This window comes from Leptospira sanjuanensis, from assembly GCF_022267375.1.
Lineage (GTDB): Bacteria > Spirochaetota > Leptospiria > Leptospirales > Leptospiraceae > Leptospira > Leptospira sanjuanensis.
The window spans coordinates 180,294-202,728 of sequence record NZ_JAIZBH010000001.1 but is presented as its reverse complement, the minus strand read 5'-3'; the positions used below and the strand labels follow the sequence as shown (position 1 = coordinate 202,728).

The following is a 22,435-nucleotide window of genomic DNA, read 5'->3' as shown; positions in this document are numbered from 1 at the left end:
CGCCGGACAAAACATTAAAGCGATGAAGTTGCAAACTCAGCGAGAGAAGTAAATTTGGTTTTTGGACAGACTATAAGTGAAAGCGTCGTAGATTTCGAAATTCTATTTCGGATTTTTGAAATCGATCTTATGCGACTTGAGGAGTTCCAAGAACTGATTTTCGTCATAAACCGCGATCCCCAGTTCATTCGCTTTTTCTAATTTAGATCCGGCGCCGGGTCCGGCCAGGAGATGGGTCGTTTTGGAACTCACCGCGCTCACTTTTCTTCCACCGTAATACACGATCAAATCCATCGCTTTGTCTCTCGGTTGGAAGTTTTCAAAAGAACCTGTAACACACCAAGACTGACCCGCAAACGGTTGTTGATCGGCCACTTTTACGGGATCGGCTTTCATCTTGAGTCCGGCTTTTTTGAGCCGATCTATGAGTTTTAAGATTCGTTTATCGGAGAAGTTTTCCTGAAAGGCGAGTACGGTGGAAGGTCCGATACCGGGGATTTCCAAAAGAGAATCGATTCTCTTTTTGTCTTTGGAAATCGCAAGAATCTCATCCATAGAATCGATTCCGTGTTCGATCAACAATTCCGTGACTTTATGCCCGAGTTCGGGAAGACCGATCGAAGGAAGGACAAAACGAAAATCTTTCTGTTTGGATTCTTCGATTCCTCCGAGAATGATCGCTACGCTCTTTTCTCCGAAACCTTCCTCTTCCATCAGCTTTTCTTTTTTATCTTTGAGATCGTACAAGTCGGCGACGGATTTGATATAATCGTGATCGTATAAGAATTCGATCTGCTTATCGCCGAGTCCTTCGATATCCATTTGCTTTCTTTGACAATAAAAGATGATTCCGTTCTTAACTCGATCCGGACAATCGGGGTTCGGACAAAAAAGATCCACAAGCCCTTCCTTTTTAATCGTCTTCGTCTTACACGAAGGGCAGCGATCCGGAATTTTAAAAACGTCTTTACCCGGAGTTACGACTTCTTCCACCGCGGGAATGATTTCTCCGCGTTTCGCGACGCGAACGACCGCACCGATCCCGACTCCGAGTTCGTCGATATAATCTTGGTTATGAAGGGTTGCGAACGTTACCGTGGTTCCGGCAAGACTGACGGGTTCGATCTCCGCTCTTGGAGTGATCTTTCCGGTTCGACCGACCGCATACGTAATATCAACGATCTTACTTTCCTTCATAACCGCGTCGAACTTATACGCCCTCGCCCATCGCGGAGAATGAGAAGTATAACCGAGCGCATCGCGTTTGGAAACGTCGTTGAGTTTGATTACGAGTCCGTCCGTCGGAAAGCCGAGTTTTTCCTTCTTCTTTTTAAAATCCTGGATCGTCTTTGCGATTTTGGATCCGGTCACAAAAACGGTGTCAGGCGGAACCGGAAACGTTAACTTATCAAGCTTGGTAAGAATTTCCTGATGTGTTCTGAATTTTTTGGCGATGTCCGGAAAAGTCGCATCGTATGTGAAAATTCTCAGGGGGCGTTTTGCCGTATCTGCGGAATTCTTTTGTTTGATCGAACCCGCGGAAAGATTGCGTGGATTTGCGTATTTACCCGAAGAAAGTTCGTTGAACTCCTCGAAGTCCTTGAAGGTCATAAAAACTTCGCCGCGGAGATAAATCGTGATCGGTTCCGGCAAACGCAAAGGAATATTCCGGATGGTGCGAATGTTATCGGTTACGTCGTCTCCGATCCCGCCGGAACCCCGCGTAACTCCGTTTTGAAGCATTCCATTTTCATAATATAGAACGATGGAGGCTCCGTCTATTTTCCATTCGACGGAATATAATCCTTCCGGATCGGTCTTGTTGACCCAATCCAGAAGTTCTTCGTCGTTGTACGTGTTGATGAGAGATAAGACGGGGAGTTTGTGCTGGAACTTCTCAAAGTCCTTGTCCAAGTCGGAACCGACTACGAGCGTAGGACTGGCCGGATCTTTGAGATCGGGAAAAGCTTCCTCCAAATCCTGAAGACGACGGAACATCTGATCGAAGTCGAAATCGGAAATCTGCGGGTCGTTCTTTACGTAATAAAGATATTGGTGATGACGGATTTCGACGGAGAGCTTGTCGATAAGTTGTTTAGCCTCTTTCTCCGAAAGAGTTTTAGGAGAATCGTCTTTCTTCTTTGGCATATCGAATCCGAATTGAAATCAATAAACGGGAACTTTGAGATATTCCATTGGATCGGTTCGATTGGACTCTCCGATCCAAACCTCGTAGTGTAAGTGAGGTCCGGTCACGTTTCCTGTGGAACCGACCGTTGCGATCAAATTTCCTTTGCGGATCTGTTGTCCGTCTCGTACGAAAATTTTCGTACAATGTCCGAACAAGGAAAAATAACCGTTCGCATGTTGAATCACGATATGATTTCCGTATCCGCGGTTGGAGTAGATCACACGATGAATTCTTCCGTTACCCGTCGCATAAATCGGAGTTCCCGGAACGTTCGCGAGATCGATCCCGTCGTGATACTCCATATAACCCGTGGTAGGCGAACGTCTCGTTCCGAAATAGGAAGTTAGGTTGTAGGAGTACAAAGGTTCTCCGAACGGGATCGCGTCCATCACGTCGTATCGAAGATTGAGAAAGTCGTAAACGCTGTCCATCAGCGGACGATGTTTGTCCATGTAAACGCGAGCCGTACGATATCCGTAAATCTCCGAAAGATAACTTCTTCCCAACATGAGATCCTTATCGGCGGCTTCTTCCGTTTTTAATTCCGCCAAAGCGATCGTTTCGATATCGGATTCATCGGGAAGTTTCAACATCTCGTCCCCGTGTCCGTCGATAAGAGAGTAAATCTCCTCTAAATTCTCCGTAAGCGCAAGAAAATCGTCCTGCACTCCTTCCAATTGTTCGGAGTATTCGATGTATTCGTCGAAGTATTTCCCGTAAACTTGCGCGAGCGCGTTGATTTGTTTTCTTGTATTGTTGTATTTTACGATTCCGAAAACCGCGATTCCTAAAATAGAAACGAGAAGACCGAATAAAAAGACGATCGTAAAAACCGAAATTTGAAAATGAAATGATTTATCGAAACCGTGAGGGATAAGCAGGACGGTCAGTCGTTGATGACCCTTTTCCTTAACTTGATCTATGCGTTTGCGGATTTCTTTTTCCATGGGAATAGACTCCAAATAAAGAGTCTATTCCGGGGAAGTATAGGTCAAGTGGAAACCAAGTCCATTAGCATTCCGTGCTTGGGCCGCAATGTGACTAAAGGTTCCAATTCGACCTTATGACCGGAAACGGGCTTTAAATCGTATTTTCTTGCGACCATACTCAGAATCAAAATCCCTTCCGTCATCGCGAATACGTTTCCGATGCACATTCTCGGACCGCCACCGAACGGTATATAAGCGTATTTCGGACGGTCTTTTGAGTTTTCTTCGGAGAATCGTTCCGGCCAAAATTTTTCCGGCTCTTTCCAAAACCTAGGATCCCTGTGAATCGAATAGATACATATGGAAACGTTGGTTCCGGTCGGTACATGATAACCGCCAACCGTGTCCGGTCCGAGCGCGGAACGTTCGACCGTCCAAGCGGGAGGATACAATCGCATCGATTCTTCCAAAACCATTCTGGAATAAGTGAGTGACGCTACATCTTCCAGAGCTGGAGTTCGATCACCGAGAACGTTCTTCGCTTCTTCTTTGAGTTTGGAATAAATTTCCGGATGTTTGGAAAGAAGATGAAACGCCCAAGTCAACGCGTTAGCCGTCGTTTCATGTCCCGCGAGCAAGAGCGTAATCGCTTCGTCGCGGACTTGTTCTAGACTCATCTTTTCTCCGGTTTCTTCATCCTGGATTTCAAGAAGCATACTGATCAGATCATTGGAAGAATTCTTTCTTCTTTGATCGATAAGTTCGTAGATGACCTCGTTCATCGCATCGATCGACTTTAAAAGTCTTCGATTTCCGGGCAAAGGCCAATGAATCGGAGGAGGAAAAACCATCGTCAATCGTTTGGTCAATTCTTCCATCGCGGTTTCCACGTTCTTTGCGATGATTTCGGAATATTCTTTTACGTCCGATCGAAAGAGGGTCTTACCTACGATCGCAAACGTCAACCGCATCATCTCTTCGGAAAGATCGACTCTTAGTTTTCCGTTTTGTTCCTTTGTGTCCCATTCTCGAAATAGATTCAGGGTTTCGTCCGCCATAATATGAGTAAATTCTGATATTCTCTGACGGTGAAACGCGGGTTGAATGAGTCTTCTTTGTTTTTTCCAAAAATCCCCTTCCGAGGTCAAAAGCCCTTTTCCCAAAACCCGCTTGAGTTCGAGATAAAATACGCTTTTGTGATAGTTGGAACTGTTTTCCTGAAGAACGTGCCGAACGTCCTCCGGACTTTGAATCATAAAGATTCTCGTTTTACGGATTCCGAATAGAACCACATCCCCGTATTTCTTTTTCATATCCTCGAAGAACCCGATGATATCCCGACGCATTCGAGGCAAATGTCGAAGCGCAAAGAATCCGTACGAACCGGGAGGAGATTTGTGTTTCTGAGGTTTTGAATCGGAGGGGCGACTGGAAGTTAACGCAAACATGGGCTTTCTCCAAGTTTTATTGTATTTCCGGAAAATCCGGATTCCAGCCGAGACACTTTACTACGACGGCATTCGTAAAAAACAGCCGCCTCTATTTTTTAAATGGAGAATTCAAAATTCTCGAATACATTTCAATTCGTTCGGACGGTCCGAAACGAAACGTCCTGTTACAGACGTTTTAGGTTCGAACGACGAAAGACCTTCGAACCGATTCACCCATATTATCTGCGATCTAAGGAAGCCTCGATCAAAGTGTCCACATCCAAAGAAACCGGCGCGCCGGTTTGAGGCATTTCCGATTCCTTATAAAAAACGTTGTGAACCTTGGATTCCGCTTCCGCAGTCGTTCCATAGATTTGTTCTTGAACCCAAGACTGAAGTTCGTTGCGTGCGATCGTAGGACCGCTGTTTTCAAAAAACGTCAGCCATACGAAGGAAGTGGAGAAGAATGCGGTTAAGAACGTGATAAACGCAAGTTGAATCATTCTCCAGCGGCGTCTTTTGTAAACCGCGTCGCAGATTTTGGAACTCCAGACCTTGCTACAAAGTCTGTCCGAAATTTCTTTATCGAATCCGTTCGATTTCATACCGAATAAATCCTATCTCTCACTCTATTTGTTATCTACGAAAATCTTTTTCAGCATTTGTTTTCCGCGAAACGCCCGGGACTTTACGGTTCCTTCGGGAATACTCAACTTTTCGGCGATCTGTTGTTCTTTATATCCTTCGCCGACAAGACTCAACACAGATTTATACTTCCATGGAAGCATAGCTAAAAGATCTTTCAATTCAAAATCGGTGAAGCTGGCCGAAGCCGCCTCTTTTTCTTGAATGGAATTATCCAGGATCACTTTTTCTTTCAACTTGCTTGCAAGCGCGGTTTGTCTGGATCTTTTTTGATTCATTCTCAGAGATTCGTTTCTTGCGATCGTATAAAGCCATGTGCTTACGGAAGAATCTCCGCGAAACTTATTCGCTGAAAGACTTTTATACGCGCGGAAATACGTTTCCTGCACGACGTCGTCGATGGAATCGTGGAATTCCTCGAATAGATTCTTCTTAATTGCCGAAAGTACGATATGTTTTGTCGAATCGATCAATTCGGTAAATTCTTTTTGGTCCATTGGTACCTCAGTGTAAAATTCCTTGTAAAGGAAGGATGATTCTCTCCGGAGAAAAAAGATTCACGGGGAATCCGGACTCCGGTGGAGCGGAGGGTGCTTTGATTTTGGATTTTTGGTCCTGAGTTAATACTTTTTCGATAGCAAGACGATGCGAGATTTGATTGATACGAATCTCCGCCGTATATTTTCCGATCTCTACAAGAAGCTTGCGGATCTTCGTTAAATCCACGTTAGGTTCCATCAAAAGTCCCTCGAGTTCGATCTCGATGGGAGAAATTTTTTGAAGCCAGCGAAAGTGTTCTTGTTTGTGCTTCTCGTTGATTTTGGAAATTTCATCCAATTGTTTTTCGGAAAGAGCAAATCGTTCTCTGACCGTATCCACGTTTCCGAAAACGAGACCGAAACTTCTCAGCTGACGTATCGGTGCAAGTTGTTTGACGGGCGGAGGATTGGAATCGGTACCGGAACGAAGTCCTATGGTGAGTTCCTGAGAAAAAGTCACCGCCGGCGCCAAGAAGCAACCGGCGACGGTAAGTCTGAGAAATGAATTCAGGAGATTCATGAGGTATTTGCTCATTCGATAAGACCCGCGGCTCAATGGTTTGTTTCCTATTTAGAAAATTTTTCCCCGTTCCGATCCGTTGAAAAGAAAAAAAGGGATTCTCCCTTCAATTCCCGCACGTTAGCCTATCCAAATCTATTCCTGATTTTGACGAATTCGGACGAAACGTTGAACCTAAACTTCTTCAAAAAATCGAAATTTTATACGGGGGCGCTTTTACTTCTGGCGCTTTTAATTGCCGCACCGATCGCAATCGATTTTAGTTTCGAAGAATCGTATCTTCACACGGAAAAATATCAGAATCATCGATCCGCGAGACCGGCGACCGTTGCCGTCGTTCCGGGCGCCTCCGTTTATAAAAACGAACCATCCGCGGTTTTAAAAGACCGTTTGGATTGCGCCTTGGAATTGTATCATCAGGGAAAGGTGAGAAAGATTCTTCTTTCGGGAGACAACGGTTCGATTTATTACAACGAAGTGAAACCGATGCTGCTCTACATTCTTAAGAATCAAGTGAATGAAAGAGACATATTCGTCGATCATGCGGGTTTTCGAACCTTGGATACTTTGGTTCGTGCGAAAGAAATTTTTCAGGTCAAGGATCTGATCTTTGTGAGTCAGAGAATCTATCAGCCTCGGGCCGCGTTTTTGGCGAACAAGATCGGTTTGAAATTTCAGGCGTTCGAATCCGATCGGAGAATTTATACGAGCGGTCCGTTCAGCAGGTTCCGGGAATTTTTTGCGAGAACCTTGGCGTGGGTCGATATGAATTTGTTTAAAACGAATCCGAAATATTTAGGCGATCCGTTTCCGATCGAAGGAAGCGGAATCAAAACTTGGAAAGGTTCGGCGCTTTAGAGTTTTTGAATGTGATGTAGGAGCTCCTACATTGGAAACGGAAATTTTTATCGTTGAGGAATGTGGACTTTTGTGATAAGGAGAATTTTCGGGATTTTTTCCCGCCACCTGTTAAAACTCAGCGCCTTCGCTTCCTAAGGGGCGCTCATCTCGCTAAGCAAGAAACAAATGCAACGCTCCGCTGCATTTGCCTATCTCGCTTCCTAAGGGGCGCTCGATACCCATTGGTACACGTCTCGGATTGTTTCCGTTAAACCGAAGGCAGGTTTCCATCCGAGCGTTTGAAGTTTACCGTTATCCCCGGACAAACGTTTCATCTCCGCGGGACGAAAACGGGAAGAATCCACTTCGACCGGAATTTTTTTTCCCGATTCGGAAATGATCCGATCCAAGACATCCCGAATCACGACTTCCTGACCGGAACAGATATTATAAATTTCTCCGGGCTTTCCCTTCTCCGCGAGAATTCGATACGCACACACAACGTCTCTCACATCCAAAAAATCCCTCGTAGACGAAAGGTCTCCGACTAAGATTTTTCTTTCAGCTTCCGGCTTTTTCAAAGCTTCCAAAACCTGAGAACAAAAATTAGGAATCACGAAATTCAGACTTTGTCTCGGACCGGTGTGATTGAACGGTCTCGCGATCACGACTTCGAGTTCCGGAATCCATCGATGATATTGTAGGCAATAAATTTCTGCGCAAGCCTTGGAGGAAGAATACGGATTCAATGGCGCGGGTAAAATCGATTCTTGCACCGGGAGACAAGACTCGGGGACGTTTCCGTACACGTCGGAAGACGAGATATAAACGAAACGAACTTTCTTTTTTAAGGAACGCAGCGATTCCAAAATATTCAACGTTCCGTGAACGTTGATCTCCAACGTTTCACCCGGATCTTCCACGGCTCTCGGCACAAAAGGCTGAGCCGCCAAATGAAAAACTGTATCCGGTGAAAAGTCATGAATGATGGAACGGACTTGTTCCGGATTTCGTATGTCGCAAACGGAAGAGCGATAGGATCTAGGAAGAGCAAGATCCGCTTCTATGTCCGGCCCGGGTTGAATTCCGATCCCTAAAAAATCTGTATAGGATTCTTTGAGTTCCTTCAGCAGGTAACCGCCGACGAACCCCGCCGCTCCCGTTATCAAACACTTCATAGAATTCTCGGTTTTCCGTAAAAATACTGTTGTTTTAGAAAATGAATAAAAAACAATCGAATAAAATTCTCTCCCCTTTTGAGCATGGAAGATAAATTTCAGGAACTATTCGAAATCAGAGATTCTCGGATCAACGTCCGCGAAATTATGGAAGAGATCGAATCCAAGCTCAAAAAAAATCCTTCCACAAAAGAAGACATAGAGAAACTCACTCATTGGAAATTTTCCCCTCCTAGTCCGGAAGGATATCGGGATTTTGATCCGGCGGAAATCGCGCATCTTTTTGAAAAGGGAATCGCCCCTCCTAAATTCTCCAATCCGAAACTTTGGTTCGTACGCGGACCTCTCAAATGGCTTTTGATCCGATTCGCGGAATTCTATTCTTTCTTGGACAAAAAACTTTCGGAAAATAGAACGCGCGCGTTTTACAGCGTGTTGCACGAACTCATTTTGATCCGTTCCGAAAACCAGAATCTGAAACGGAAGATGGAATCCTTTTATTCCGAATTTTTAGAATGGAATCAAGCGATCGGAAAGGAAGTTCGACCCGAATTCCTTTGGGCCAACGAAAATCTTTACTCGGAAGGGTTTGTGGAAGAAAGCGAAAACTTTCTTTTGGAATCGATCGATCCTTCCGAAAAAGTTTTGGTATTATCGCCTGGTTGGGGGAAGATTCTAAAGCAGCTTTTAAAACTCGGATCACAGTTCGATTCGGTCACTTGGAACAAAACTTGCGAAGAATTCATTCGCGGTTCGATCACTACGAACATTCAGCTTCAAGAACCCGGAGCGATTCCGAAAAATTGCTCGGTATATTCTAAAATTATAATATCTGAAAATTTATCCATACACCCGCATTGGCTGATCGAAAAAGCGCTTCGTTCCCTGAGTCTGGGAGTCGCTTCCGGAACGGAAATTCGATTCCGTTTTTCCAACGAAAACTCGAATTACCCTTCTCCATTTTTACCGTTGCGACTTACGAAAATCCAAGAGCCTTTGATTCGGGATTATCTCAAACAACTCGGTTTTAGAAACATTATAGAAAAAAAATCAGAAGACGGGTTTACCGTCCTCTCGTTTCGAAAATGAAAGTCTATCAGCACGTCACCGAGTTTCGGGACGGTGACGGAATCGGAAACGACATCAAAGGAATTCACTCGGTTTTAGAAAAGATCGGAGTTCCCAATTCCATCGCATGTTTGAAAAATTTCTCGAAAGAAACCTTTCCGATCGAAACGCATCCCGTTCTTTCCCGATTCTCCAAAGACGATATTCATATTTTGAATTACGGCGGTTGCGGTTATCCTCTCGATTGGTTTCGGAATTTACCGGGAAAAAAAATCGTTCGTTATCAGAGTTTTACGCCTGCAATCTACTTTAAGAATTTCGTAAGTTCCGAAATCTACAACACGCTCCAACTCGAAGAAAAACGTTCCCTCTTGGAACTGTATTCCCTCAAAAACGAAACCGATTTGTTTTTGCCTTCTTCGCCGTTCAATGCGAACTTTCTGCAATCCTTGGGAATCATGAATACGCTGGTTCTTCCGATCGTTCGCAAATATTCGATCCGCGATAAAAGCATAAAGGACAAACGGGAATTCACGATCGGATTTATCGGAAGAATTTCACCGAACAAAAAAATGGAAGACCTTTTGAGAATGCTCGAATCGATTTTGAAGTTCAGACAGAACGTACAGCTTTTGATCTGCGGGAGCGTTCCTAAGGTATTCGAAGAATATTATATTTTTCTAAAAAAGATCATTCTCCAGAAACGTTTGATGGGGAACGTCCAAATCCGGCTAAACGCCAACGATACGGAAATGGAAACCTTTTTGAACTCGATGGATTTATACGTTTGTATGAGCGAACATGAAGGATTCAACATTCCCGTTCTGGAAGCGTTCGGCGCCGGCATTCCGGTAATTTCGTATCACGCGGGCGCAACCCCGGAAACGATGAAAACGGGCGGCGTCTTGTTCAAAGACAAATCGGCATTGGCGATGGATGTGCTCGCGGGACTCGTGGACAATCTTCTCGAAAACAAAACGCTCCGCGAACGAATTTTGGAAAACGAAAAGGAAATCATCGGAGAATACAATTCCTTTCCGTTCGAAGCTCTTTTTCGAGAGAAGGTTCTTGCATGAGACAGGTCCAACAGTTTTCCGCGGGTTTTAATCCGGGCGACGCGATCAGCAACGAGATGCAGGAAATCCGCAACTACTTAAAGGATTTGGAATATAAAGGAGACATTTATTCGGAAAACATCGGCGCGTCGAAATTTCCGTTCGTAAAAAAATACAAAACATACGACAAATCCTCGAAGGACATCTTGTTTTATCATCATTCGATTCATTCGGGGGTTTTTGAATTTTTGAGAACCTTTCGTTCCCCGAGAATTCTCATTTATCATAACGTGACTCCGCATCATTTCTTCGAGTCGTACGATCTCAAGATGAGTTATCTTTTGAAAAAGGGACGTGAAGAATTGAGGGAGATGAAGGATAGATTCGATCTCGTCTTTGCGGTCTCCAAATTCAATCAGCAGGAGCTGGAAGAATTAGGTTTTCAGAATGTGCAGATTCTTCCGATCACATATCAGTTGTCCGAGAACTTTTCCAAGATCTCCAAAACGGATTCGGAAATCAAAAAAATTCTTTTTGTGGGAAGAATCACTCCGAACAAAAGGCAAGACGATTTGATTCGTCTTGCCTACGCGTATAAATCGATGATCGGGGATAAGTTCCAATTTTATCTCGCAGGTTTTAGTTCGAGAGAATTGTATCTGTATCGCGAAGAACTGGAACGTATGTTGGATTTTTACGATCTTCGTCAAAACGTTTTGATCACCGGTTTTCTTTCCGATGCGGAACTCAACAATTTATATCAGGAAGCGGACGCTTTCGTTTCGATGAGCGAACACGAAGGTTTTTGCGTTCCTTTGATCGAAGCGATGGTCCATCGAATTCCCATTCTCGCGTACGCCGGAGGCGCGGTTCCCGAAACGTTAAACGAAGCCGGCGTTCTTTTTCACGAAAAAAAATTTCCGGATCTCGCGATTCTTTTGAATAAGATTTTGACCGATTCTTCCTTTAAGGATCAAATTCTGAAAGGACAGGATTTGCGTCTTGAAGAATTCAAAAAGACGGACTCTAAATCCGTTCTCAGGAAAACGATTGAAGCCCTCTCTTAAAAAAATCGCGGTCGTATCTCCGATTTTTTCGGACAAGGTTTCCGGAGGATCGGAAAAACTCATCTTTCAGTTCGTTGAACTTCTTGCCTCCGAATTCGAAATCACTGTCTTAACGACTCGCAGCTTGGATTATATCACTTGGAAAAATTCGATTTCGATTCAAGGAAAGATTTTTTTCCAGGAAGCAAACAACTCCGCCAAACCGATTTTGATCGAAGAAAGAAATTCTTCCTTAGGCGGCAAATATAACGTTCTACAATTTACCGTTGAAAAACAAAGAAACATAGATAAGTTCAACAAGCTTTCGAAAAAGATTTTGGAGGAACCTTCCCTTCAGAATAAGGAGAACGTTCAATATTGGCTCGAAGAGCAAGGCCCTTACGTTCCCGAACTGATTCAATTCATCGAAACGAGAAAAAGCGAGTTCGACGTTTTTTTCTTCGTGAGTTATCTTTATTATCCTCTGGTTTTTGGAACTCCTTTGGTTGCCGAAAAGTCGATCGTCGTTCCTACGTTTCACGACGAAGCTCCGGCGTATCTTCCGGTATATAAGGAAGTTCTAACGGATCAGAGTTCGTATTCGTTTAATACTCCGGAAGAATTGGAAGTGTTTCGAAACATTCTCGGATTTAAGCCGAGTATCTATTCGATTACGGGAATGAACCTCGATCTAAGTCGTTATACGGACATTACAAAATCGAATGTTCCCGAACGTTCCGGAATCTCCGGATCGAATCCAATGTCGCCGAAAGAAAAAGAACAAGTCCGTACCAAAGCGGTTTCGCAAAAGGGAGAAGCAACGACCTCCGAAAAAGCTCCGTTTCTTCTCTACGTGGGCCGCGTGGATCAGGGAAAAGGTTTTTTGGAAATGGCGGAATGGTTCGCGGAATGGAAAAAGAACACGGAACTTCCGCACAAACTTAAGATCGTAGGAAAGATCGCTTCCAAAATTCCGAATCGAATTTTAGAAAATCAGAATATAGAATTTCTCGGTTTTGTGGAAGAACAAGTAAAACTCGACCTTCTGGAACGTTGCGTTTGCCTGATTAACTCCTCCCCGTTGGAAAGTTTTTCGATCGTTTTGATGGAAGCTTGGCTGAAAGAAAAACCGGTTTTGGTAAACGGAAAATCGGACGTTCTAAAAGGCCATTGCCTTCGAAGCAACGGAGGTCTTTTTTATTCCGATCAAAAGAGCTTTTTCGCGACCTTGGATTATATTCTAAATCATCCCGATGAATCGATGATTCTCGGTAAAAACGGTAAGAGATACGTGGAGCTGAATTTCAACGCCGATACGGTTAAAGAAAAGTTACTGCGGTTGATCGAAAAGACGATTCAGAAAAAATACGTCGGGATTTGAAATCGTTCGATCCGTAGGCTTCCAAAAACCCGAAACGGAACAATTCGCTTAACAAAATGGAAAGCGGCCGAAGTCAAAGATCGAGTCTCATCCTTCTACTAAAAACAATCGAAAACTCAATGAAACGTCTTAAACTCGGATCTCACTATCTCACTCCCTACGGGTCGTTCGATAGGTCGTTCGATAGGTCGCAATAACTCAGCGAAACGCTTTCGCGTTTCATGTAGGAATTCTCAGATATTCCTGCATTCCTTCCATCATCTTTTCGTGAAGTAGCGTGTTGCTTGCAACAACATTCGGAATGTACGGAGTAAACGTGTTCCCGTCATACGTGGACATTTTTCCGCCCGCTTCGGTAAGAATGATCGAAGGAGCCGCCATGTCCCAAGGTTTTAAACCTTCTTCCCAAAACGCGTCGAACCTTCCTTCCGCGACCCAACAAAGATCCAAACCGGCCGCACCCGTTCTTCGAACTCCTCTTGTCTTCAATAAAAAGTTTCTGTAATAGAACATCAATCGATCGATTTTCTTTTCGCGATCGTATGGAAATCCAGTCGAAAGCAGGGATTGTTTCAGCTCCTTCGTTTTAGAAACGGAGATCTTTTTTTGATTCTTAAACGCTCCGTGGTTTTTTCGAGCGTGATAGATTTCGTTCATACCCGGAAGAGGAACGATTCCCATCACAACTTCTCCGCTTTCCTGATTTTCCAATCCGATGCAAGCGCAGTACAACGGAAGTCTGTGAGAATAATTTACGGTCCCGTCCAAAGGATCGATGATCCATTTAAAAATCGAACTTCCTTTTTTGTCCGTTCCTTCTTCGCCGAGAATACCGTCGGTCGGAAACATTCGATCGATTTCGGAAATGATTCTTTCTTCCGAACCCTTGTCCGCTTTTGTAACGAGATCAATCTCTCCTTTGTAACCGATATCGAGATCGTTTTCTTCCTGAGTGGACGCTAAAAATTCCATGACCTTCGGAACGAAGTTCAGGAAATGTTCGTATCTGATTTTGATTTCGTTGTCTAAGCTCATTCGTTCTCCAGAAATTTTCTCGCCTTATCTCTATGCTCTTCGCGGATCGCGGATTGAACACTTGCCAGTACGGCCGCAATCACTCCCGCGTCATCCAGAAATCCGGCGCCGGGAATAAAATCCGGAACCGCATCCAACGGAGAAATAAAATAAGCCAACGCGCCGGCAATCACGAGTTTGGTTCTTAAGGGGGTTTCGGGATCCATCATGGAATAATAAAGCGCGATCAGATCCTCCGTAAACGGAATCTTAGATACGACCGATTTCAGCTTCGGCCAAAATTCTCTTTTTACCTTTTCGATCAAATCCATGAAAGACTCCTTTTCTTTCGTTTCGATGATTTCTCTCTTGTCCCAGATTCTATGTTCCGGTATCAAGAAAGAAAGATGATTTTTATTTCCGTCGCGCTTTTCCCGGAAGCAAAACCTTGGATCGAAACTCTAGGTTTGAAAATTCTTCGGGACCAAATACCGTTTCCGGTCTATCAAAACGAGAACTACGCTCTCGTCGTTTCCGGAACGGGAAAAATTTATTCCGCGATGTCGGTCACATATTTATTAAACGAATTCAAAACTTCAATCCGAGAAACTTCTTGGATCTTAAATCTGGGAATCTGCGGCGCCCCGAAGCAGTTGTCCGAAATCGGAGAATCGTTTTTGATCCATAAGATCACCGATCAAGGATCGGGAAAGAACGTTTATCCCGATATTCTTTTTCGACATTCCATCCCGGAATCCTCCTTGATTACCGTGGATCGGCCGGTTTTTGAAAATGAGACGAAGGAACTCCCGAATACGTTAGTCGATATGGAAGCGTTCGGTTTTTTTCAAGCCGCACGAAAATTCCTGACCGGAGATAAAATCCGAATCGTAAAAACCGTTTCCGATCACTTTACAAAATTTGAATCTTTCAAAGAACTTGCGGTTACGGATCGAATTTCGAAATTGATCGCGGAATCGATCCCGAAGGTTCAAACGATTCTTTCCATTCCGGTTTACGCAAGCGAAGAAGTCCGTTTACAACCGGAAGAGAATTTCGCATTCAACGAAATCAGCGACATGCTTCGTTTATCCGAAACGGAGGCGATTCAGTTGAAAAATTGGATGATCGGTTATAAAATTAGGACCGGTAATTCCTGCGAACCGGGACTCGCTTTTTTGAAAAACACGAACGGGATTTTAGATGCGGACCAAACGCGGGTCAAAACGAGAGAAGAAGGAAAGAAGGGACTGAATGCACTCCGAAAATTTTATCAGTTCTAAACGATTCTCTCATATCTATGTGGAAGAATCCGCAAAGAATCATCCGAGGACGTCGGAAATTCTTTCCAAGTTTCCGGATTCGAATGTGATCCTCGTCGATTCTTACAAAGAAGTGTTCAATCCTTCCGCACAGAATTTTCAGGCTCAAAAAAGAAGTCCGAAACTGATTCTGGCAAAGCGCAAGGAACAGTTTTTATATTCCGGATCGGGAGTGGCACCGGACTTCGGTTATCAATTCTTTTATTACAACGCGCTCGTGTTGAATTGTCTTTATAACTGTTCCTATTGTTATCTTCAGGGAATGTATTCTTCCGCAAATCTTGTAGTCTTCGTAAACAACGAGGAATACATCCAAGAAACCAAGGAACAGCTCAAACTTTCCAAACCGTTGTATCTCTGTATTTCGTATGATACGGATCTTTTAGCGCTCGAAAACACATTAGGATATTGTAAAGAATGGATTTCGTTCGCCGAAACGGAACCGGATCTGATCGTGGAAATCCGAACCAAAAGCGCCAACTTCAAATCGATCGCCGATCTAAAACCCCCTCCCAACGTAATTCTTGCTTGGACGCTTTCCCCCGATTTTGTCGTCGCCGAACACGAACCGCTGACTCCGAGACTTTCATCCCGTCTGAAAAATATAAAAGAAGCGTTGAATGCGGGTTGGCAAGTGAGACTTTGCCTGGATCCGATCTTAAACGTTCCGAATTGGCGCGAGATTTATCCCGATTTCGTTCGAAAAATCTTTGCGGAAATTCCAGGAGAGAAACTAAGAGAAGTCAGTTTGGGCGTATTTCGGATGAACTCGGATTACTTTAAGAATTCCAAAAAGAGAAGACCCGATTCTTATCTATTTTATCTTCCGATGGATAACCGCGCCGGCGTAAAATCCTATCCGGAAGAATTGGAAAGGGAAATGTTTTCGATCGTCGAAAAAGAATTGGAATCATTTGTACCTCGGGAAAAAATTCACAGACTGGTTGCAAGCGAGATGGAATCGAAATGAAAACCGATAAAGCGCCAAACGGCTCTTTGGCGATCGTAACCGGTTCATCCAAAGGAATCGGAAAATCGATCTCCGAATTTCTAATCGATAAAGGTTACAAAGTCGTCGGAATCGCGAGAACAGAACCGGATTCTTCCCTTTTGAAAGAATCAAAGCTTTATCGTCACCTAAGGTTGGATCTTTCGGATACGAAAAAAATCGAATTCGAATTATTGAATGTTTTAAAAGAGGAACCGCCCCTGAAAATTCTTGTGAACAACGCCGGTCTGGGAAACTTTGCTCCTCACGAAGAGATCGCCTATCGGGAATTGGAAGAAATGCTCGTCGTAAATTTCGTTTCCCCGGTTTTAATCGCCAAACTGCTCTTACGCGATTTAAAGAAAAATCAAGGATGGATTTTTCAGATCCATTCCATCGCCGCATTGAAAGAATCCGTGCGGGGAGCGGCCTACGCCGGAACCAAGGCCGGCCTTCGTCATTTCGGTTTAAATTTATTCGAGGAAATCCGTAAGGCGGGGGTCAAAATGATCAGCATCAATCCGGATATTGCGGACACGGATTTTTACGATCGGTTGGATTTTGAAAAGGACGATGATCCGAATTCGTATCTGAACGTTTCCGAAATTCTCAGTGCGTTCGAATACGCGCTTTCCGGTCCGGTAAATTTAGGTTTTACGGAAATCACGATTCGTCCTCAGTTTCATAAGGTTGTCAAGAAACCGTTTATTCGGAAGAATAAAAATTGATCTTTACAATCAAGTTTGCAATCGAGAATAAAAAGAAGTTATAATAATTCGACGCGGCCACTCACTTTGTTCGTTGAACTCAGCGCCGCGCTTTCACGCGGCAGGGATGGAGGCGGAGTCAATAAATTGCCTCCGATCAAAGGCGAAGTTTTTCGAGCCGACTTTGCAATTTATTGACTGGAGCCGAGAGCCCGGTTTCGGAGAAACAAATTCGATTTGATTTTCAAAATCCGACGAAACAATGTACGATCGAACATTTTCCTCCGAAAGCCGCCCTGAAAATCATTTCGAAGCGGTCTTATGATTAAAACGATTTTATTCGGGAGAAGAAGTCTTTGACGCCAGATGAACTCAACGTTGCTCTTGTACAATGCGATCTTTCTTGGGAAAACCAAGACGCGAACTACGACCACGTTCGAATGCTGATCCATTCTACGCTTGAAAAAAATAGAAATGAAAAACCGGATTTGATTCTTCTTCCCGAAACCTTCGCGACCGGATTTACGATGAGATCGGAAAGAATTGCGGAATCAAACGAAGGGCCCACCGAAACCTTTCTCCGAGAAATCGCAAAAAACGCGAATTCCTATATTTCCGCCGGTTGGATTCAAAAAAACCCCGAAGGGAAACCGTTCAACACGGTCAGCGTGATCGCTCCAAGCGGAGAAATCGCATTACGTTATTCTAAAATTCATCCGTTTACGTTCGGAGGAGAAGACCGTCACTACAGCTCCGGCTCCGAAATCGTGAGTTACGATCTGAACGGTTTCAGAATCACTCCGTTTATCTGTTATGATATTCGTTTTCCGGAAATCTTCCGTAGGGTCGCCGGTGATACGGACATTTTTACCGTTCACGCGAATTGGCCGATTCCTCGTATCCATCATTGGGAATTGATTTTGAAAACGAGAGCGATCGAAAACCAAGCCTACGTTTTCGGCGTAAATCGAATCGGAATCGCCGGTTACAACAAAAGCGTTCATCACAACGGGCATTCTCTCGCAATTTCGCCTAACGGAGATTTTGCGGATGCCGGAGAAGAAACGGAAACGATTCTTTTTTACAAGGCTCGGAAGAAAACGATTCTGGATTACAGAGAACACTTTCCCGTTTTACCGGACCGCAAGGATCAGAGTAAAATTCGACTTAGAATAGCGGAGCATTCTTCTCAAACCTGAGAAACCGTTCGGTCAAGGGCAGATCGGCTTCGATCTTTTCCCCCGTAAACGGATCTTTGAATTTGAGATGGTAGGAAATTAACTGCAATCCGTAGGATTCGTACTGAGAACCGGCTCTTGAATACAACAAGTCCCCGACTACCGGACATCTTTGACTTTGAAAGTGAATCCGGATCTGGTGTGTACGTCCGGTTTCCAAACCGATATCCACGAAACTGAATTTTCTTCCCGAACGCGAATTGATGTACTTTAGAACTTTGTAATGAGTTATCGACCGTCTTCCTTTGGGTGAAATCGTCATCTTCAACCGCTCGACCGGATGTCTTGCGATCGGAAGGTCGATGGTTCCCTCTTCTTCAGGAGGATGTCCTTGGACCCAAGCGTAGTATTTCTTTTCGATTTCCCTCTTTCGGAAAAGCTCGGAAAGTTTTCCGTGGGCTCGGTCGTTTTTTGCGATAAGAATCAATCCTTCCGTTGGCTTGTCCAAGCGGTGTACGATCCCCGGTCGCGCTTCTCCCCCAGCCTTGGACAATTCCTTAAAGTGATAAAGCAGTCCGTTTACCAAACTTGGGGAGCGATCTCCCGGTCCGCTGTGGCTCGCAATTCCCGGCGGTTTGTGGATGATGAGAAAATTCTCCCTTTCTAAAATTACGGGCAACGCCATCGGGATCGGTTCGAGATTGAGAGGAGGCCTTGGGGGAATGGAAAGGAAATACTGCTCGCCGGTTTTGACCTTCCAGGAACTCTTATCGTGAATTTTTTGATCCTGATTGCGGACATAGCCGGACTCGATCCATTTTTGGATGGATGCACGGGATACTTCGTCCCCAAAAGAAAATTTCAGGAACCGATCCAATCGATTTCCGGAGAATTCTTCAGCGACCTCTGCTTTTAGTTCTAAGTTCATTGAAATTGAGAAAAGGATTCCAGATTTTTACTTCACGCGTTTTTAGCACTCTAAAAAAACAGTTTCCATTTTCCTTCCTAAGCCTTATCATGACACACTGAAACCAATACCCCTTAGATCTAAGGAAGGAAAGACACATGGTCAAAAAGATTTTGAATCTGATTCTGCTCGGTGCAATTGCATTTTCATTCACTCTTTGCTCCTCCGCTGAAAAAAAAGAGGAATCTGCCGCTCCTGAGCCATCCCAACAAGAGCAAGGCGCTGCAGCCAACAGAAGCGTTGATGCCAATTCTCCGGAAGCAATCGCAGACTCTCTGAACGAAAAACTGAAAGATTTCAGATATCCGGACGGTTTAACTCGTCCAGGGTTCAGCTACAAAAAAGCGGACGTGAACGCGGGAGATTTCAGCGAGTGGTCTAAAGTGAATGCTCCAGTGATTAAAGAAGGTCTTGGAAAACTTCCTGATAGCTACGCTCTCGAAATCACAGGACATACCGATGCGATCGGTCCTGAACAAGCGGAAGGAGATAAAAAAGGAAATATTTTTTACTCCGAACTTCGTGCAAACGCAGTTAAACAAGCTCTGATTAAACAAGGAATTCCTGCAAACCGTATCGTTACAAAAGGTGCCGGTTCTTCCGAGCCTGTTTCCGGTTTGGACGCAAAAGACGCTAAAAACAGAAGAGTTACCTTCCGTTTCGCGACTTCCGCTCCACAACAATAATTCAATCAATCAGAAATCTGATTCAAAAGGGGCGATGAGAAATCATCGCCTTTTTATTTGTTAAAGAATGAAGCATTAGATTTTTCTAAATCTTCATAATGAAAGCGGATTCTTTTTTCAATTCTCGCAATCCCGCTGAGTTTTTCTACGATCAACGTGATAATAAACTCGATATTTACAATCGACTGTGTCATTCGTAAAATTCGTTTCATGCATCCCTATCAGGATGTAGGAATTCTACTCACTTTGATTCTTGTTCTTTTTTTCCGATCTTCCAAAAAAAACTCCCTTCCATGTTGGAAGACGCAATCCCTGATAGTTTAACCATCGGCGATTTCTTCAAAAGGTGGAAAATTTATAATGATCACTTCCGATTCTGAATAAAGAACGTTTACGTGTTTTCGCATTATTCTTGATTTAAGAAACAACCCATACTGCCTCAAATTTTCTCGAGATACAGTGCGCTTGGAACTCCAAGATCGAATAGAAAATCCAATTCGTATTGAATCATGTGACCGTAAGGATCGATATATCGAGGTCCGACTCCGTACGGATCCGAGGCTTTTAAAAATTTCTTCCCATCGCCCGTAGTTACGATTCCGATGCCTCGGATGATATGTCCCTTTTTCGTAAGATAGGTTCCAAGGCCGCAAGGATACTTTCCGTTTTCAAAATATTCGCAAAGTTCGTTTTTATTTCCTTTTCGTTTTACGATTCGAAAGGGAATTTCGTTCGTTTCCATCAGAAGATTGAAATGTTCGGCGTGATCCGCCGAATCGTACACATTCCTTCCGTTTTTGATTACCCAATCTTCGAGGAGCGCGTAATAGTTGTAAGTCGTGAGATGGATAAAATCGGGAATCCGGTATGTCAAACCCATATATATTATAAAATCTTGAAATACATTCCCCATACATTGTTGGTAATCCCGTAAAAACAAACGCGGAGTGATTTGATCGTTTCGTTGGGGATTCCAAGGCGCGATCGGATAAGAAATATGGGCGATCATTATTTTCCTCCTTCGTTTAACAAACGAGGCGAAGAATCCGTTTTGAAAACGATTTCGTTAAGGACGAAAATTCCCCTTACTCCGATCGAACATATCAAGAATCCGAATATTAAAATTGCATAAACTTTCGTTTTGAATTCGAGGATATTCCACCAGAGTAGCAGAGAATTCATAACTGCCTGCTCCCCGAGACCGACTTAGCGGAGGAACTTGTTTCTTTGGATTCATGAAACGAATTCAGAACATCCTCCAGGATTCTTTTTTTGGAATGAACGTCCTCGTTGATTCGTTTTCCTAAGTAAAGACTTCCCATTGCTCCGTAAAAAAGAATCAACCATTGTATGAGATCCATGTGAAGCGGCCTCAAAGAATCCGGCGAAACGATCGATAATACGGACAAAGCGGTTAAATACGAGATCGCAAGTAAAAATACGATCCAGGTACGAAGAGTCGTATCGGAAGGTTTTCCGGTTCGATCGTCCTGAAATAAGAATTTCATTCGGACCTCCTTCCTCTGGAAGAAGTAAGTTTAATCAAGTCCTTGACATCGGCTTTGATTTCGGACAAGTCCTTTGCGATCGACGCCATCTCCGTCTCTATTTTCACGATGCGGATCTCGTGATCCTTATACATCGTGTTGTATTGAATTGCGCCCGAAATTACAAAACCTAGTATGACAAGAAAATCCTTGATTCCGAGCTTGATCTGACTTATTTTTGAACTCTCCATTCTTCCCCGCAAAAAAAGACCCGCACTGTGGCGGGCTAAATGACTACTCAATCGCTTCCGATTGTAAACAGAGAATAACACGGGTTCGACTCAAGACCAAGAACCGAATCGGATCCTACCGGTCGATTCTGCCTCTAATTCAACGAACATTGAACGTTAGTCGTCATTGACTAGAAAGAATCAATAAATCTGTTTTTTCGTTTTACGGGAGAGAACGATCTTTTCCAAATCGGAGATCATGAATCTTCTAACTCGAGGACTCCACTCAATGAACGGAATTTCGTGATCGATCACGTATTGATTGAACGTCCGTACGGAAAGATTCAAGTAACTTGCGGCTTCCTTCGTTTTTAAAATTCGTGTTTTATCGTTTTTTGTGGGCGATTCTCTATCGTCACAATTCGGTCTTTCGTCGACCGAAACGGAAGGCTGAACGTTTTTCAGCAAAGAACCTTTTCTTGTGTGACCTTTGATTGTAGACATAGAAACCGGATTGAGAAGTATATGCGTTTTTTGTCAAGTCCCTTTTCGAACTTAAACCGTTAGGCGGGATTACTCCCGCCAACTTTGAATAAGGAAAGTTTGTCCATTTAAAATAGATTCAACGATTCAAAGTTATCGTTTATATCCGGAAGAACATAATGAATTACGAATGTTTTAATTTTAATCAAAGAAATATTCCCTAATTGAGTGAGGTGAGATGCATTGTTAACTGCGGAAGTTAGATCGGGATTCTTTCCTTACTTCATAAAAAGTCGAGGGTGAATGATATATTCTTTTCGTGAAAATTCTCCTTTCTGCTTTTTTCTTCCGGTTTTATAAAAACGTTTTTGAAACGATGCTTATGAAAGGATGAAAAGGAAAACAATGAGACATATCGAAATTATTGTCATTTCACTTCCTTCTTATCCTCATTTCGTAACGATTGTGAAAATCAAAATTTGCTCGGACAAAAAACCGACACAGGTTCCGATTTAGGATGGATTTTGTCGGGGGTAAAAAATATACTAAAC

The 22,435-nt window shown here is 43.6% G+C and carries 25 protein-coding genes; 11 read left to right on the top strand and 14 right to left on the bottom strand.

What is annotated here, in order from left to right; translation table 11 throughout:
• Positions 1–102: 102 nt before the first annotated feature.
• The 6 genes from ligA to LFX17_RS00950 all read right to left on the bottom strand — a co-directional run bounded on the left by ligA (position 103) and on the right by LFX17_RS00950 (position 6,254).
• Positions 103–2,148 carry an NAD-dependent DNA ligase LigA gene (gene ligA / locus LFX17_RS00975; protein ID WP_238744632.1) on the bottom strand — a complete coding sequence of 682 codons (2,046 nt, stop codon included), beginning with the start codon at positions 2,146–2,148 and terminating at the stop codon, positions 103–105.
• 18 nt (positions 2,149–2,166) lie between these two features.
• Positions 2,167–3,138, bottom strand: a complete 972-nt coding sequence (locus LFX17_RS00970; protein WP_118954321.1) for a M23 family metallopeptidase — start codon at positions 3,136–3,138, stop codon at positions 2,167–2,169.
• Positions 3,139–3,182: 44 nt separating this feature from the next.
• On the bottom strand, positions 3,183–4,568 hold the full coding sequence (locus LFX17_RS00965) for a cytochrome P450 (protein WP_238744631.1): 1,386 nt from the start codon (positions 4,566–4,568) through the stop codon (positions 3,183–3,185).
• A 221-nt stretch (positions 4,569–4,789) separates the two neighbouring features.
• On the bottom strand, positions 4,790–5,155 hold the full coding sequence (locus tag LFX17_RS00960) for a hypothetical protein (protein WP_238728433.1): 366 nt from the start codon (positions 5,153–5,155) through the stop codon (positions 4,790–4,792).
• 24 nt (positions 5,156–5,179) lie between these two features.
• Entirely contained in the window at positions 5,180–5,692 is a 513-nt protein-coding gene (locus tag LFX17_RS00955; protein WP_118954325.1) for an RNA polymerase sigma factor, read from the bottom strand.
• A 7-nt stretch (positions 5,693–5,699) separates the two neighbouring features.
• Complete coding sequence (locus LFX17_RS00950) at positions 5,700–6,254, bottom strand: Spy/CpxP family protein refolding chaperone (protein WP_238747614.1); 555 nt, start codon at positions 6,252–6,254, stop codon at positions 5,700–5,702.
• A gap of 168 nt (positions 6,255–6,422) precedes the next feature.
• Here LFX17_RS00950 and LFX17_RS00945 point away from each other — a divergent pair, with 168 nt between their 5' ends.
• Positions 6,423–7,112 carry a SanA/YdcF family protein gene (locus tag LFX17_RS00945; protein WP_238728432.1) on the top strand — a complete coding sequence of 230 codons (690 nt, stop codon included), beginning with the start codon at positions 6,423–6,425 and terminating at the stop codon, positions 7,110–7,112.
• 203 nt (positions 7,113–7,315) lie between these two features.
• On the opposite strand, the gene LFX17_RS00940 is transcribed toward LFX17_RS00945, so the two are convergent.
• The gene (locus LFX17_RS00940) at positions 7,316–8,272 is read right to left on the bottom strand and encodes a GDP-mannose 4,6-dehydratase (protein WP_238744630.1); all 957 of its coding nucleotides are present in this window, start codon (positions 8,270–8,272) and stop codon (positions 7,316–7,318) included.
• Positions 8,273–8,356: 84 nt separating this feature from the next.
• On the opposite strand from LFX17_RS00940, the gene LFX17_RS00935 reads away from it, so the two are divergent.
• The 4 genes from LFX17_RS00935 to LFX17_RS00920 are packed head-to-tail and all read left to right on the top strand — an operon-like array spanning position 8,357 to position 12,822.
• The gene (locus tag LFX17_RS00935) at positions 8,357–9,361 is read left to right on the top strand and encodes an LIC_10202 family protein (RefSeq protein ID WP_238728430.1); all 1,005 of its coding nucleotides are present in this window, start codon (positions 8,357–8,359) and stop codon (positions 9,359–9,361) included.
• Entirely contained in the window at positions 9,358–10,416 is a 1,059-nt protein-coding gene (locus LFX17_RS00930; protein ID WP_238744629.1) for a glycosyltransferase family 4 protein, read from the top strand. The genes LFX17_RS00935 and LFX17_RS00930 overlap by 4 nt, the downstream gene beginning before the upstream one ends.
• Complete coding sequence (locus LFX17_RS00925) at positions 10,413–11,462, top strand: glycosyltransferase family 4 protein (RefSeq protein WP_238728428.1); 1,050 nt, start codon at positions 10,413–10,415, stop codon at positions 11,460–11,462. The genes LFX17_RS00930 and LFX17_RS00925 overlap by 4 nt, the downstream gene beginning before the upstream one ends.
• Positions 11,446–12,822: a glycosyltransferase family 4 protein gene (locus tag LFX17_RS00920; RefSeq protein WP_238744628.1), complete on the top strand. Its 1,377-nt coding sequence runs from the start codon at positions 11,446–11,448 to the stop codon at positions 12,820–12,822. Before LFX17_RS00925 ends, LFX17_RS00920 begins: the two co-directional genes overlap by 17 nt.
• A 219-nt stretch (positions 12,823–13,041) precedes the next feature.
• Here LFX17_RS00920 and LFX17_RS00915 read toward each other — a convergent pair whose 3' ends face one another.
• Both LFX17_RS00915 and LFX17_RS00910 read right to left on the bottom strand, forming a co-directional pair.
• Positions 13,042–13,857 carry an inositol monophosphatase family protein gene (locus LFX17_RS00915; protein WP_238728426.1) on the bottom strand — a complete coding sequence of 272 codons (816 nt, stop codon included), beginning with the start codon at positions 13,855–13,857 and terminating at the stop codon, positions 13,042–13,044.
• Positions 13,854–14,168, bottom strand: a complete 315-nt coding sequence (locus tag LFX17_RS00910) for a YkvA family protein (RefSeq protein ID WP_238728425.1) — start codon at positions 14,166–14,168, stop codon at positions 13,854–13,856. Before LFX17_RS00910 ends, LFX17_RS00915 begins: the two co-directional genes overlap by 4 nt.
• A gap of 75 nt (positions 14,169–14,243) precedes the next feature.
• Between LFX17_RS00910 and LFX17_RS00905 the strand changes: the two genes are divergently transcribed.
• From LFX17_RS00905 to LFX17_RS00890, 4 genes are all read left to right on the top strand, one after another.
• Entirely contained in the window at positions 14,244–15,119 is an 876-nt protein-coding gene (locus tag LFX17_RS00905; RefSeq protein WP_238744627.1) for a 5'-methylthioadenosine/S-adenosylhomocysteine nucleosidase family protein, read from the top strand.
• Entirely contained in the window at positions 15,091–16,128 is a 1,038-nt protein-coding gene (locus LFX17_RS00900) for an SPL family radical SAM protein (protein ID WP_238728423.1), read from the top strand. The genes LFX17_RS00905 and LFX17_RS00900 overlap by 29 nt, the downstream gene beginning before the upstream one ends.
• Positions 16,125–16,874, top strand: a complete 750-nt coding sequence (locus tag LFX17_RS00895; RefSeq protein ID WP_238744626.1) for an SDR family oxidoreductase — start codon at positions 16,125–16,127, stop codon at positions 16,872–16,874. Before LFX17_RS00900 ends, LFX17_RS00895 begins: the two co-directional genes overlap by 4 nt.
• 335 nt (positions 16,875–17,209) lie before the next feature.
• A complete protein-coding gene (locus LFX17_RS00890; protein WP_238744625.1) occupies positions 17,210–18,052 on the top strand; it encodes a carbon-nitrogen family hydrolase in 843 nt (280 codons plus the stop codon).
• On the opposite strand, the gene LFX17_RS00885 is transcribed toward LFX17_RS00890, so the two are convergent.
• Positions 18,021–18,959, bottom strand: a complete 939-nt coding sequence (locus tag LFX17_RS00885; protein WP_135778873.1) for an RluA family pseudouridine synthase — start codon at positions 18,957–18,959, stop codon at positions 18,021–18,023. The two genes, LFX17_RS00890 and LFX17_RS00885, sit on opposite strands and share 32 nt — an antisense overlap.
• 137 nt (positions 18,960–19,096) lie before the next feature.
• On the opposite strand from LFX17_RS00885, the gene loa22 reads away from it, so the two are divergent.
• Positions 19,097–19,684, top strand: a complete 588-nt coding sequence (gene loa22, locus LFX17_RS00880; RefSeq protein WP_135778874.1) for an OmpA family outer membrane lipoprotein Loa22 — start codon at positions 19,097–19,099, stop codon at positions 19,682–19,684.
• 439 nt (positions 19,685–20,123) lie between these two features.
• Here the strand turns inward: loa22 and LFX17_RS00875 are convergent, their stop codons facing one another.
• Positions 20,124–20,693: a hypothetical protein gene (locus LFX17_RS00875; protein ID WP_238744624.1), complete on the bottom strand. Its 570-nt coding sequence runs from the start codon at positions 20,691–20,693 to the stop codon at positions 20,124–20,126.
• Here LFX17_RS00875 and LFX17_RS20780 point away from each other — a divergent pair.
• Positions 20,682–20,816 carry a hypothetical protein gene (locus LFX17_RS20780; RefSeq protein WP_255723457.1) on the top strand — a complete coding sequence of 45 codons (135 nt, stop codon included), beginning with the start codon at positions 20,682–20,684 and terminating at the stop codon, positions 20,814–20,816. The two genes, LFX17_RS00875 and LFX17_RS20780, sit on opposite strands and share 12 nt — an antisense overlap.
• 46 nt (positions 20,817–20,862) lie before the next feature.
• Here LFX17_RS20780 and LFX17_RS00870 read toward each other — a convergent pair whose 3' ends face one another.
• The 3 genes from LFX17_RS00870 to LFX17_RS00860 all read right to left on the bottom strand — a co-directional run bounded on the left by LFX17_RS00870 (position 20,863) and on the right by LFX17_RS00860 (position 21,905).
• Positions 20,863–21,192, bottom strand: coding sequence for a hypothetical protein (locus LFX17_RS00870; protein ID WP_238744623.1), 330 nt, complete (start codon positions 21,190–21,192; stop codon positions 20,863–20,865).
• Positions 21,189–21,422: a hypothetical protein gene (locus LFX17_RS00865; RefSeq protein WP_118954356.1), complete on the bottom strand. Its 234-nt coding sequence runs from the start codon at positions 21,420–21,422 to the stop codon at positions 21,189–21,191. Before LFX17_RS00865 ends, LFX17_RS00870 begins: the two co-directional genes overlap by 4 nt.
• A gap of 180 nt (positions 21,423–21,602) precedes the next feature.
• Positions 21,603–21,905: a helix-turn-helix domain-containing protein gene (locus tag LFX17_RS00860; RefSeq protein ID WP_238728417.1), complete on the bottom strand. Its 303-nt coding sequence runs from the start codon at positions 21,903–21,905 to the stop codon at positions 21,603–21,605.
• Positions 21,906–22,435 lie beyond the last annotated feature (530 nt).